The following is a 13,675-nucleotide window of genomic DNA, read 5'->3' as shown; positions in this document are numbered from 1 at the left end:
TTTTTTATGAAGTTTATAAAGCGTTTTAAGTATGTATTTATTACACTTCTGATAGCTTTTATTTGTAATGATGCTATCTTTACTTTTACTTCAATAGACGGCAAATCTATGATGCCAACTTTACATAATAAAGATAAAATTTTTATAAACAAAGCTGGGTATATTTTTAAAGAAGCTTCTCGATTTGATGTAGTAGTAATTGTAGATAATGATAAAAATCAACTGATTAAAAGAATTATTGGTTTACCGGGAGATAGTATTGAATATAAGAATGACATTTTATATGTAAATGGAAAGTCTTATCAAGAAAAATATTTAGATTTCTCCCAAAAGAAGGATGACCAAGATCTAATAACTTCTGATTTCAATTTAAAAAATCTAACTGGAAAACAAGTTGTTCCATCAGGGCATTTCTTTGTTTTAGGGGATAATAGAAAAAACTCTAAAGATAGTAGGTCTTTTGGCTTTGTACCTGAAGCGAAAATTTTAGGAAAAGCAGAATATATTATTTGGCCTGTTACTAAGATATGAGTATCAAAATAATATTAAATATAATGATTGAAGAAAAGCAATTCGATACAGGTATTATCATGACAGTTTCCTTTGCAAAAATAGCCATCAATTGTTGATTTGAAATAAAGTTTAATCAAAAAAGCTCCACAAACACATATTATATGGTAAATAAGAAGACTCCATTTTGAAAAAAGATTAATCAAAATGGAGTCTTTTGTTAGAAATCTGCATTTAGTTTTTATAAAAAGGATTGATCAAAACTCATGAACATATTATCTATTATAATCGTTTACATATAGCATATAGTCCATTCTCTTCTGTGAACTACTCGCCACTTAGCAAAGCTTGAAGTGGGAGCTTCTCAGTTCCACGACGAAAGTAACCTTTCGTCTCCCTGAGCGTTACTTCGGGGTGTTCCACCCCTAGATGTCCAACGCATGGATGCTCTTTTGGTACGGTTGATATTTTACGCAAGAACCGAATGGCTTGATTTTCGCACTCTATTTTCTTCCTGCAACCTTCTATATCAAGTTATCAAAGAACTTCATATAGCAAGTTTATCAAAAGTTTTTGGCGATGCCAAACCGAAATTCATCTCCCACCTATCGTTGGGCTACGCCCTTCACACGCTTGAGGAAGGAGAATTCTTTCGGGGAATACGTTAAAATATGGGCTCATTATTTTTAGATTCTTGGACAAGAGAATTCAGGTGCTTTCTATTCTATACGGCTATAGCACATAGAATGCAATTTTCTCTTTTATCATGCCAATTCCATCTTTATCTTTCCCCTAAATTCTTCATTTTTTAATATTTTTAAATTAAATTCATTTAGACTCTTACGTAACTTGAAAGCATCAATTCTATTTAACTCGTTTGCCATAAATACAATTTCAAATGAATCTCCTTTTTTATTTGTTGCATATAAGCCATTAGTTAAAACAAATGCAGTAGAACCACCCTTTTGTCCTGCATGTAAAAACAATTTTTTATTATGTTCATTTTCTATTACAGTCTCTAGAATTTTGTCCAATTTTTGATGCACTAATTCATCATAATAATTTTTGGAATTAATTTTTTCTAGCAAAGAGATATAATCAGAAGCTGCTGCTGATGTCAAACGATTTGACCAATTCTTTTGTAAGTCTAGTGAAAACATATTCAAATTCGGCAGCTGATGTTCATTTTTCATTAATTCATTTATTTTAAACGCATACTTCTTATATTCTTCTTGAGAGAGATTATTTAGATGTTTTACTAATTCCTTCTTACTTAAATTAAATTTCTCCTGCAAGAATCCTGGAATATATAAAGCTGACACAAATGGATATACTTCTTCATGATGTTTAAGGCCTAATTCCTTTATATTTTGATTAATATTTTCAATCCCAAGAATATTGATTAAATATTCTGTATTTGCATTCGAACTATATTGTAACATTCCCCTTGCTATATTATGCAAAGTTACACAATCATTTTTAATCTGATTATTTTGTATCATATCCTGTTCCCATTTTGGATGTGCGCCACCATCTGTGTTTTTGATATAATATTTCTTTAATTCGCTTAAAGAAATATATTCGTTTTCATTAATGATCCCGTTAGCACTTTGTTTAGCAAATTCAATAGCAATTATTAATTTAACCATACTTGCTAACGGTAACCTTTTATCTTCATTAATAGAACATAGAATTTCATCATTTTTTTTTATAATTAATGCACATGTATTCTTCTGTGCGTTTTCTTTAATATACGACAAAATATATTGTGGATCCGTTTTATTCATATCCTTCCTCGCTCGCATAAACACAATAACCAAAACCACTATACAAATAACTACAATACCTAACAAAACATTAATAAACATTATAAATTTCTCCTTATTTAATTTTGACTTATATTTTTTGAATTGATATAAATACCAGATTTAATCTATTACTAGGAGGAATCTATCCAATTAAATAAATACCTACTTCAAAAAAAAGAAATAAAAACCACCATTCCTTTCTTTAATTCGCAAGAAAGAATAGCGTATTTATTTCAATATAATCCATAACAATACATTGTTAATCTGAAGACAATCCTGAAATTAATCCAGGAATCTTTTTCTTATTTCTGGTGATGGTAACATACAATGTTCCTGCTTACCAAACCACCTGTATCTATTTTTTGCGAATTTTTCGTAACAAAAGTTCCTAATCGGCTTTGGAATTAATAGAAAGATAATAAGAAATTTCCATATACCTTTTAAATTTTTACAAATGTTTAGTATAGCATCTGATTTAATATAACTATTATTTTTGTCTATTAATACTATGCTATCTATTGTTTCATCTATTTCATACTTTTTTAACAATTTTTTACCCAATTCACTTTGAAGCGATGCGAATTGAAAATATCCTTTAGGATCTCTGTTAATAATGAATTGAACACTCTGATTACAGAAATTGCAATCACCATCAAATAGTATAATACTTTTCATAATTTTCTCCTTTCGGTAATTAATAGTATCTTATATAATTATTACCAATATGTATTATCATAATTTAAATATTAAGAATAAACAAACTCACAGACTTAAAAAAATATATTTTAATACTAAGAGATACTCTATGAAATTTCTAAATATCGACTTACATATATGTACACCAATATAGTTGTAACATATATTGTGGAAAAGCCCATTATACTACTAGTACAATGGGCTGAGCCTTGAAAGTTAAATTATCCAAGACATTTGTGATGGTAATAACAATTTAACATAAATATACAAAAAAGTGAAATTACTCATAACGAAAAAATTTTAGAACGTGTGGATAAAGTTTATGAACTTACTAAAAGGTATTTAGAAAAAAGAGAGAAAAATTCAAAATATAAACATGTTATGACCAAATCATATATTTAGCAAAAAACACAACTTTTTTTATTTTTTTACATTAATTATAAAATATGTTATTTATATTAATTTCAATATGGTACAATATTTTTATACAATTGAGGGATATTATGTAATAAAGATTTGTAATTAAAGCCTCTTGAAAATACATATTTAATAGATAGTATGATATAATATTTCATTTTCAAATAGCATGAAAAAAGGGATATTTTTAATTTATATTTTAACAAGCCTATCGCTATATAATTTAATGAATGTTCTCTTCTTTTCTGCTCAAATGATCTGTAATTAAGATATGGAAGTGATTAATATGTGGCTTTTGGTTTTGTATAATAAAATTCCTAGCCATTATATATTTCGAATTACTCTTAATATGGTACGGAAATTATATGAATGGGACTAATTATATTTCCTTATCAAATCACTAAAAAACTATGTATGGATTTCTTTCATCAAACACATAGTCAAGAAACTACTAAAGTCTCGCCGGTAAATTTAATGTTATGGGCTGAATATGCAGATTTGTATATTCAGCCCATAACATTAATAACACGTAAGATAATATAGAAAGCGATTTCATTTTTATAAAATTATTAATCAATTAATTTCACATAAATAATAGGGATAACATCTAATCTTTATATTTTTCATTTAGCTATCAATATATCGAAATAATCAGAAAATTGACAAAAAGAAAAAGTTGTTTTCCTACTTTTCCCAGTACAGAACAACTTCCAATTACTAAAAAGATGCTTGTAAAGCATGTTTTATTGCTTTATTAAATATAGTGTACATTTTTAAAACGGTTTTTCAATAGGCTTGATTTCCTATAACTAAAAAAAGAAACCGGTCTTTTTCTTTTTGTCTCTAAAAGGAGCAATAATATCGTGAGTAATATAATTAAACGACGTCATACAAATCAATATGCTCAAATACATAATAACCCCTTACAAAATGATTTAGTTGATTTACGAGCAATTGGTCTTCTTTCCCATCTTATGAGCTTACCTAGCGATTGGGTAATTTATAAAACGCAACTCTATAAAAAGTTTAGTAGGAAAAATATAGATGCAGCTTGGAAAGAACTTGCAAATAAAAACTATATAATTGGTTTTAATTGCTACATAGATGGAAAAAAGAAATCTTTTTATAATGTTTCGGATATTCCATTCGTATCTGAGGAACTTTCCGAATTCATTCTTGAGACTTGCTCAGAACTAATAAATTCGGGTGCATCCGTAAAATCTTTAAACCTAATGAGTGGCGGAACCCTTGTTATTACGGAGAAATCAACTGATGTACCATTAGTACATCAGTTGATTTCTCCAAATAAAATTAGTGATGTACCATTAGTACAGCACTCTCAGTACAGTACTAATGGTACATATACAAAAGAAAAATATACAAAAGAAAGAAAAACAAATATTGATGATGAAGATATATCGAATTTTTTATTTTCAAGTAAAAATAACATTCAAAATTCAAAAATTAATGATACTAAACATGCCCCTACTGCAGATAAAATTTGTTTATCAGATAAACAAATTTCAATAATTACCAATAAAGTTCGAGATCTTTTTAAAGATAAAATACAAAAGAGATCCTTTGATTCTGTCTTAAAGAAATGTGTTAATAACTATAAAAAAGGCAATGTACCAAATTATGAAAATTACTTAATTACCTCCATAGAAAATAAGATTACAGATCTTGAACTTCGGAGGGAACGTGAGAAACAATTATTAGACTTAGTACCAAAATCTAATAATCAGAGAACCAAAAGACGAGAACTTGTTCCAGAATGGCTACATGCAGAAGAAACAGAGCAACCTAGTAAACAGAATTCAGCAAAAGTCATTGAGGCGGAACGTCAAAAACTCTTTGAAGAACTCCAAAAATATAAACGAAAAAATTAAATTAATTAAAGCGAATATAATGGATTGGTTTGCTATCGACAAACTAAAAAATAAATTTAACAAATTCATAGATAGACACAATTTAAGTCAACAAGATCTAGTTAGAGAAAATAGAGTGAGTAGCGGTACAATTAGTTAATTATGTAAAGTGAAATTTTTATTTGCATAAAAAATAGAACCTATAAATAGAATATACAACATTTTAAGTCTTTAACTTCATTCCACAAATTGGTATCATATATATAATATTTTGTTTATATGAAAGGGGTAACTGAATGTTTTTACAAAAATATAAAGGTTTGATTATTGGGATAATTGGTGCTGTTATGGGGGTAATATCCTTTGTTTATCTTAAAGATTTAGATTATATATATAAGACATGTCTTAAGTTATTTTCTGTAACATTAATAGTTATTGGATGGGTTATTACCTCTAATTCAGATCATTTCTACAAAAAAAAGAAGAGTAGTGACAGATAAGTGTCATTACTCTTCTTTTTTTATGCTTTATTAATAAGAGGAGCAAATAGCAGAGTTGAAACATGTAATTCAAATCAAACTTTCTTATAAGAGACCTTGCAACAGAGTGCCTTTTTGTATTTTTCAATAAACACATTTAATTTATTGTTAAACAAATCCAGATTTTATATTTATTTGTATTTTTTTAAAGTTCCTTCATAATAAGCTACAATCGAAAACTTGGAACGTTCCTGAGAAACAAGATGGAGTGTCCCTTGATAAGTACCATCATCATATGTAAAAGTATTAGGGATGCTTATTATTGGACCGAGGAAAGGATTCGGAAATGTTTTAAAACAGCTTTTCACATATTCATTTGCTTCTACATTTTGTGTAACGTCTTTACATATCCCATTATTGCTAAGAACATTCAGTCCCTCCGCTTGTGCAGAGATTCCTCCCATAACAAGAAATCCTAATGTTAATACACTTACAACAAATTTTTTAAACATATAATCATCCCTTTTTATTAGTTTTCATCCTGATGAGAATTAATAACCCTAAAATACAGTTATTTGTTCAATTATAAACAATCTAAAGAGTGAGTTCGTTTTGTAACACTAATACAAATTGAGCACTAGTTGTTATAGTATATTTCCACTTAAATATACAAAATCCTCCTTTTTTAGGGTATGGAGACATCGCCGTTAAGTTAACAAAAACAAGATACTCCATTCCTATCAAGCTAAGAAAAACAAATACCCAAAACGAGAAAATTGACATCTTTAGGTGAAGATGTACAATTTTTTGTTTTGGGAGCGTTATAAAATTCTTAAGTTGATGGGCATATATGGTGACCCCTATTAGAACTTAAGATAAGCAATTTTTATAAGATACTAAAAGAATATGAGACCACACTAGGCCAGCTTTAATTACAAATCTAGTTTCATTAAAAGAATAGCGAAAGTTACAAAACCTTTAACTTAAAAAAAAATAAAATAATAACCAATACCTATATTTCACTTAGTCGTAGAAATCAAAAAAACATACAAACATTTAACATCTTTATACTCTAAGCTTAATAGTGATGTAATACTTCCTCAAGAAATAAGCCAAAAAAATGTAATGAATTCAAAGAAAAAAGAACCCACTGGAGATCGGGTTCTTTTAGAAGTGATGATGTTTTTTCGGCTTCACAAAGCGAGAAAATACAAAAATATAATACATTGAGTTTTAGAGAATTTCAATACTAAAAAAACTCTTTTGGAATGAATTTTTTTATGTAACACTAGTATCTTTTCTTACTTCTATTTCTTTTAATAAGTCCATAAATTTTATCCATAATAAACTCTTCTTGTTCTTTCCAAATAGCTTCAGCTTCCTCTAATGTAACTACTCTCACTAACTCCTCAATTGCTGTATCTTTAACTAAAAATGTAGCTATGGCCCCTGTAGCTGTTGAATATTTAGTAATAACTGAATCTATAATAGTATCAATTTCTAGTAACTTATTATTAGACTCCTCTTCATTTTGACTACTTTCATTTAATATTCTTTTATCAGAAAGTTCTTTTAATCGGGAATTTAGAATAAATTCTACATAACCGATTGGCGAATCAATATCTGAACGAAAACGTATATCCTCAATTATCTCTAATACAATTTCTTTATGCTCTGCCCATTTCTCAAGCACTTTAGGAAATACTTTTTCTTTACAACGTTCTTCAAATCTTTTGATTTTTTGTTCGAATGTATTTGGCTGTTGAAACTTATCTAATTTTTTTTCAAAATGAACTAAATCAGAATCTTTCTTTTTCTGAGCACGAATGATGAATCTAATTTTTTGTACTTTCCTACCTATTTTAATTTCCTCAAATTCAAAAGAAATATCTGTTTTTTGATTTAATTCTTTTTGAGAGGGCTTCAATACACGTTGCTTGAAATTTGCATAGTTAGGGTATACATCCATTGCATCTAAATAATACCTTAAATTTTCTAAACTAATTGTACGTTCTTTTAAATCTTCATATTGTTTAAGTAGCTCATAAATACGTATAGCATATGTACTTTTTAATTTAACAACATTAGCCAATCTATAGCTTGTAAATTTGCTACTTAGTTCTAATAAGAATGGCTTTAATAAAGGATCAAAACGCATGTCAATTGTCCCTTTATTTCTATTGTAAATTGCTGAAGAAAGCCAAGATACTTGTATTAATTCTTCCCCAGCTCGGATTTCAATTACTTTAGATAATAGTTCCTTTGTAATTTTACTTAACTCTGTATATTTAGTAGATCCATTCAAACCAAGTAAATCATGAAATTGTTTAATTGGGAATGTGTATGTTTTAAAGTCCCGGTCGTTGGGTTCAATATTACTAGCCAAACAAAGTAACATTTTTTGTTCAACTAAATTCAAACGTGAATTAGCTTCAATCAATGTATTTGATTTGGAGACAATATTATTCTCTTTAATTTGCAAATCTTGATTTATAGACATATCTACATACGTCATTCCTTTCCTACCCCTATTACTAAATTAACTATAACAAACAAAATCACTTTGTTATAGTTAATTTTTTTCAAACCCTTATAATCGATTTCCCACTGTAAGATATCTAAGTACTCTACATAACATAATTATGTTATGTAGAGTACTTAGATAATGAAACTTCATCTTTTTAAATTTATAAAAATGTATATCATGTACCAAATTTGTTATCTTTAGAACCGTTTTTGTTATAGATGAAACCAAATTTGTTATCTTTTAAACCATTTTTGTCATAGATAGATAACCAAATTTGTTATCTTTTAAACCATTTTTGTTATAGATGAAACCAAATTTGTTATCTTTTAAACCATTTTTGTTATAGATAGATAACCAAATTTGTTATCTTTTAAACCATTTTTGTTATAGATGAAACCAAATTTGTTATCTTTTAAACCATTTTTGTTATAGATAAGTATTATAATCCCTTTCATATCAATATGTTTCAGCTTCCTAAAACATATAAACATATAAAACATATAAAACAATTATTATATAAACATACAAAACATATAAAATTATGTTGAAAGTATTAAAATATATTATCTTTTTATAAAAACTCCATATGGAATTTCAAACTATGATGTGTTTATAAAACCAAATTTGTTACGTTTATCTCTTTTTACATAGTTATAAATCATGCAACAAGCTTGCGGATTGTTGTCCCTCATCAAAATCCTTTTATGCTATACCCTTGGAAACATTATGCTAATTAAGATTAGCAACAAAGTAATTCCAATTAAAGATCAAGATTTGAAGCCAAATATCATTGAATGGATATATCAATTATTATTGAAGAGCAGTCTGTAGGTCACATAGGTACACTTCAAAAGAGGAAAGCACTTTAATTAAGTGCTTTCCTCTCCTTCTTATTATCATAATGGAGACACCACAATGAAAGAACATAACAAACAAAAATCATATTATATAAGAGAATACACATTAAGAGATAAAAGTACAAAATCAATTAGAGTTGAACCCTGGCGCTCTTTTAAAAAACGCATGTGAAATTGCGAATCCTCTTGTAAGTGTTGTAATATAAACACAAAAAGGAGAGCAACATGCTACTAACATGTGCTCTCCTTTAGATAGCTGCTACCGTCAAGGTGGCGGTGGCCACTAAAAAATAACACCTACAATATTTGTAGGTGTTATTTTTAATCATTTAGGCTTGTAAAATATTCCGTATTTCTTCTATACGTAAATTTGTAAACTTTGCAATATCTTCTATTGGCATTCCGTTTTTGTGCATACCACGAATAAGCTGTATTTTTCCTTCTTCAATGCCCTTTTCAATCCCTTTTTGTTCTGCATAAGCAAACTTTGCGGCTTCATCCATTAACGCTTTCTCCCTTGCTTCATACGCTTGTCGGAAAGAAGAATCTTGACTCATACGTTCCCATTTATTCAGGGCTTTTTGTAAAATCGGGTCTTGGTTCATCGCAATATCCTCCAATGTTTGGGTTAATCGTTCATCTTCATTCGCTGGAAGTAGTAACAACCAGCGAACAAACGAATCTTCCCAGGGATTTACTTGTTCATTACGCCACTGTTGCATTAATTTTGGAATTTCCACGATATGAATTTCAATATCATCACTTAACTTCTTTTGTTGTTGCTGATTCCATAGAATTCCAGTTGTATGAAACGCTTCATATTCGGGAAACATCACAAAGTTTAACAAATTAATCGTAATGGTTTTGTGAAGAGAACTATAAGACATCCCCTTTTGTAATTGAGATGTATATAGCCTTCCCCAATAATACAGGCTTCTTTTAATCATATCATGATTATTATTCAATTGAATTTCCACATTTACCTTTGTTCCTGTATCTAATGTCGCTGAAATATCTAAAATTGATAATTTATCTTCCTCATGTTCTCGGTGTAAGTGCGGGTCTTCTAATTGTAACGAAACAATAGGTGATTCTAAAGAATCCTGTAACATCGCATTTAAAAAAGCAATTAGGATATCTTCATTTCCACTTGTGCCAAATAATTGTTTAAAAGCAAAATCGATGCGTAAATTCACTAATTGTTGGTTGGACATGGGTTTTCCTCTCCCCATCTCATAAGATGTTTTTCTTTCATTGTACATAAAAGAGGGATACGCATGCAAACAAGCTCTTATATCCATCGACATAAGAGCTTGTTTGAAACCATACATAATTAACAGATTAGTTGCGTTTCATAGAAACTGAAAGATTGCCTACTGTAAGAAAAACTCACGTTTAGTATACAAAATACAATCAAAAATGCCAATACATTTAAATTTCTATCCAATCCGATAATTCAAAGCACCATTTTGTATTATTTCTTATCCAAACAAAAAGATTCGTGCTCCATTTTTTTAATCCCTCTCCAACTTTCACATAATAATAGCCACATACCTTTAAGCACATATATCTAGATATATGTGCTTAAGTCTATTTTAGGGTGCATAACTTAAGTACATATACCTGGACCATGAAAAATATTGTCATTTCAACATTTCCCAATACTTTTTTTCTCAAAAAAACAAAAGATTATATCCCCCTCAAAACCGAAACTTAATGAGATTTTATAACAGAAATTCCACATCAAGATCAGCTCATAAAATAATAAAAAGCCTTGCTGTAGAAACAAGACTTTTCCTCTCTTATTTTTGTTCGATTAGATACCGACTATCCTCTGAAACACATAAACTTGCCGTATTCACTTTTATACTGCATTTTCCTAATCGCCTCTTTACTTCTGATTGTAATTTTTCATTTGCTTCCTCTAAAGAACATGCTGGAATAATCGTAGATTGTGAGTCTGTTACCTTGCCGCTATACATCACCGAAAATTCAAATTCATATTGATGTATCAAGATTTCTCCACTCCCTTTTTCTTAAAGTTCCTCACAGATCATTCATATTTGTCACTTGCTCCTGCAGTTTTTGAAGTTGGATACGTATTTGCGGTACATACCAGCTTTTTCTCAATCGAATGATTGCAATTCCTACAATTACAATCAAAAATGCTTGTAGGAAAATATCTTACGTTTCCCATAACGTACACAAATACAGAAGACTTCCTGAACAAAAATAGTACATGGCCAATAATAAGTTTATATTTGCGATTATCATTTGTTTCTTTACAATAGCGGCCATTCCCATTCCTCGCATATCGTCCTCCTTCAACATCGACCCATCATTCGCCTTCCACTCATTCCTACACATCTATATATCCACCTATATCATAACTCCACGCCCTGTCTAGCCATGCCCACATGTCTCCGCATAGCCCCGCAATGTCCTGACCATGGACTCCCACCAAGCCCCAAAGAAAACACCTCGACCTAGAATCCCCTATTGCTTGTTTGTATGATTCTCGCATATAATTGCGGTACACAATTTTTAGGACAAAGGAGTATATAACCATGACTTGGGAACTTTCTGTTGATGTTTTCCTTTCTGATCTGTTAAAACATGGCCGTAAATCTTCCACCGTTAAACAATACCGCTACGATCTCACACTTTTCACATCATGGATTCAGAAACGCGTCAAATTGCCACCAGAATCGTTTTTTTATTCTTTTGATGCAAATGTATTGGAAAGATACTTAAAAGCTCTTAAAAAGGAACGTGGAGCATCAATTTCTAATATCAAGCGTGTACGAGGTATTCTCATTAACTTTTTACAATTTCATGGTGTGGCCCAGGATTTAAAAAGTGATGTCTCCCCTCCTGGACTAACTTCTAAACACTTTGCATCGGACAAAGAAATTAAAAAGCTATTCCGCGTCATGCGTAGTTATAACGGATTAACCGACTACCAGGCGTCAGGAAGAAAATTTATTCTAGAACGTAATCTTTTATTAATTCATTTCATGTTAGATTATGGGCTATCTATCCAGGACATTCTTACGCTTTCTATGCATGATGTACACTTTGGGACCAATACGATTACCCCAGGAGGGTTACACGCCCACAAACGATCTATTAACCTTTCAAAAGAGCATGTAAAACTTGCCTTATCATATTACAACAAGATTCCTAATCTTGTAAGACCGCGCCAACAAACGGGCGATCCCTTTTTTGTGGCGTTTGATTTTGCCCCGCAAACATTCCGATGGGACTATGAAAAAGATCAACCCGCTGCTTTAACTAGAATCGCTGTACAACGCATGTTACAGAAAGAAGCGAAACGCGCTGAAATCCATGTAACGCCTACTATGCTACGGAACCGTTTTATATTAAATGCGCTACAAAATGGCATGAAATCCATTGAAATTAAAGCCTATTTAGGATTAAAAAGCATTGAGGCTCTACATAGATATGTTCAGTTTTGGCATAAACAACAATAAAAAGAAGACCAAACTAAAAAAATCTAGTTTGGTCTTCTTTTTATTTTAAATTCATTAACAATTATTTTTTTCACATCACTATAAAATACCATTATTAGCATCCCTGATATAGTTATAAATAAAGAAATTCCTTCAATACCAATAAATATCCCTACAAATATAAGAACAATACCTATAAAAAATCCAAAATCATTTCCCTCATCATCTTCACACTCATCATTATCCTTTTTATCTAAATCCTCTCTAGCATCCCCTGATCCCTTTATTAACTCATCAATTGTTACTTCATATAAGTCACTAAGTAAAATCAAATTATCAATATCAGGATAACTTTTATTACTCTCCCATTTATAAACAGCTTGTCTAGTCACTCCAACCTTTCGAGCTACATCTTCTTGTGAAAAGCTTTTTGATTCACGAAACTTTTTCAATTGCGAACCTAATTTCATATTATTCACCTCTAAGAAATCATTACATATAAACCCTTAATTAATAAAGAAACCATTAATCTAATACATGTAAACTAATGGTTCACATATTCAAATCCTTACTAAATTCCTCTTTACATTCAATTAATACAATATTATCAGAAACTAAAAAAGCCAAAAGATAATATTAAATAAGTCATCTTTCGGCTTCAAAACATCTATAAAAAATTTATTATTTCTCCTGATTTTCTACTTTTTCAGTTTTAGAATTGAATCCACTTTTAAATCCATCCAGAAAATCACAACCACCTAATGAAAAAACAAATACACATAATAAACCTATCAAAATACCCTTTTTGTAGTTCACTTTATAACATCCTCCATAAATAAAACTTAATATTGTAATTATAATATACAAATTAGAAATATCTATGAAAATAACCTTAAATTAACCTTAAATAATTAGATTGTTGTTATCATTCCTGAATATAAACTTTTTATTATTAGTTTACATTCATTTCCCCTTAAACATTGACTTCACATCAAATTCCCTGATATCCTCAAAATACACAACAAAAGTATACATTCAAA

The 13,675-nt window shown here is 29.6% G+C and carries 12 protein-coding genes and 1 pseudogene; 4 read left to right on the top strand and 9 right to left on the bottom strand.

Annotated elements, in window-relative coordinates; genetic code table 11:
• Positions 1 to 6 precede the first annotated feature (6 nt).
• The gene (lepB, locus tag HFD78_RS26815) at positions 7 to 531 is read left to right on the top strand and encodes a signal peptidase I (RefSeq protein WP_000668732.1); all 525 of its coding nucleotides are present in this window, start codon (positions 7 to 9) and stop codon (positions 529 to 531) included.
• Between the two features lie 743 nt (positions 532 to 1,274).
• Here the strand turns inward: lepB and HFD78_RS26810 are convergent.
• Both HFD78_RS26810 and HFD78_RS26805 read right to left on the bottom strand, forming a co-directional pair.
• On the bottom strand, positions 1,275 to 2,378 hold the full coding sequence (locus tag HFD78_RS26810; RefSeq protein WP_000470476.1) for a serine hydrolase: 1,104 nt from the start codon (positions 2,376 to 2,378) through the stop codon (positions 1,275 to 1,277).
• 222 nt (positions 2,379 to 2,600) lie between these two features.
• Entirely contained in the window at positions 2,601 to 2,993 is a 393-nt protein-coding gene (locus HFD78_RS26805; RefSeq protein WP_000835759.1) for a thiol-disulfide oxidoreductase DCC family protein, read from the bottom strand.
• A gap of 1,301 nt (positions 2,994 to 4,294) precedes the next feature.
• Between HFD78_RS26805 and HFD78_RS26800 the strand changes: the two genes are divergently transcribed.
• Together HFD78_RS26800 and HFD78_RS26795 are read left to right on the top strand one after the other, a co-directional pair.
• Positions 4,295 to 5,320 (top strand): hypothetical protein, encoded by a 1,026-nt coding sequence (locus tag HFD78_RS26800; RefSeq protein ID WP_000065260.1) that lies wholly within the window; start codon positions 4,295 to 4,297, stop codon positions 5,318 to 5,320.
• A 275-nt stretch (positions 5,321 to 5,595) separates the two neighbouring features.
• Positions 5,596 to 5,799 (top strand): hypothetical protein, encoded by a 204-nt coding sequence (locus HFD78_RS26795; RefSeq protein ID WP_000479690.1) that lies wholly within the window; start codon positions 5,596 to 5,598, stop codon positions 5,797 to 5,799.
• 170 nt (positions 5,800 to 5,969) lie between these two features.
• On the opposite strand, the gene HFD78_RS26790 is transcribed toward HFD78_RS26795, so the two are convergent.
• The 5 genes and pseudogenes from HFD78_RS26790 to HFD78_RS29720 form a co-directional block, all read right to left on the bottom strand.
• Positions 5,970 to 6,290: a hypothetical protein gene (locus HFD78_RS26790; protein WP_097863007.1), complete on the bottom strand. Its 321-nt coding sequence runs from the start codon at positions 6,288 to 6,290 to the stop codon at positions 5,970 to 5,972.
• A 776-nt stretch (positions 6,291 to 7,066) separates the two neighbouring features.
• Positions 7,067 to 8,278: a replication initiation protein gene (locus HFD78_RS26785; protein WP_033668445.1), complete on the bottom strand. Its 1,212-nt coding sequence runs from the start codon at positions 8,276 to 8,278 to the stop codon at positions 7,067 to 7,069.
• A 1,213-nt stretch (positions 8,279 to 9,491) separates the two neighbouring features.
• Positions 9,492 to 10,376 (bottom strand): Rpn family recombination-promoting nuclease/putative transposase, encoded by an 885-nt coding sequence (locus tag HFD78_RS26780; RefSeq protein ID WP_000070880.1) that lies wholly within the window; start codon positions 10,374 to 10,376, stop codon positions 9,492 to 9,494.
• Between the two features lie 588 nt (positions 10,377 to 10,964).
• Complete coding sequence (locus HFD78_RS26775; RefSeq protein ID WP_000581805.1) at positions 10,965 to 11,177, bottom strand: hypothetical protein; 213 nt, start codon at positions 11,175 to 11,177, stop codon at positions 10,965 to 10,967.
• 31 nt (positions 11,178 to 11,208) lie between these two features.
• A pseudogene (locus HFD78_RS29720) lies at positions 11,209 to 11,493 on the bottom strand (hypothetical protein).
• A gap of 236 nt (positions 11,494 to 11,729) precedes the next feature.
• On the opposite strand from HFD78_RS29720, the gene HFD78_RS26765 reads away from it, so the two are divergent.
• A complete protein-coding gene (locus tag HFD78_RS26765) occupies positions 11,730 to 12,656 on the top strand; it encodes a tyrosine-type recombinase/integrase (protein WP_000219648.1) in 927 nt (308 codons plus the stop codon).
• Between the two features lie 23 nt (positions 12,657 to 12,679).
• Here the strand turns inward: HFD78_RS26765 and HFD78_RS26760 are convergent, their stop codons facing one another.
• Together HFD78_RS26760 and HFD78_RS29875 are read right to left on the bottom strand one after the other, a co-directional pair.
• The gene (locus HFD78_RS26760) at positions 12,680 to 13,105 is read right to left on the bottom strand and encodes a helix-turn-helix domain-containing protein (RefSeq protein ID WP_000766026.1); all 426 of its coding nucleotides are present in this window, start codon (positions 13,103 to 13,105) and stop codon (positions 12,680 to 12,682) included.
• A 211-nt stretch (positions 13,106 to 13,316) separates the two neighbouring features.
• Positions 13,317 to 13,451 carry a hypothetical protein gene (locus HFD78_RS29875; RefSeq protein WP_001106970.1) on the bottom strand — a complete coding sequence of 45 codons (135 nt, stop codon included), beginning with the start codon at positions 13,449 to 13,451 and terminating at the stop codon, positions 13,317 to 13,319.
• Between the last annotated feature and the right edge of the window lie 224 nt (positions 13,452 to 13,675).

It is taken from the genome of Bacillus sp. EKM501B (genome assembly GCF_011800505.1).
Lineage (GTDB): Bacteria > Bacillota > Bacilli > Bacillales > Bacillaceae_G > Bacillus_A > Bacillus_A cereus.
The sequence above is the reverse complement of the archived record's forward strand: the minus strand, read 5'-3'. Positions and strand labels throughout refer to the sequence as shown.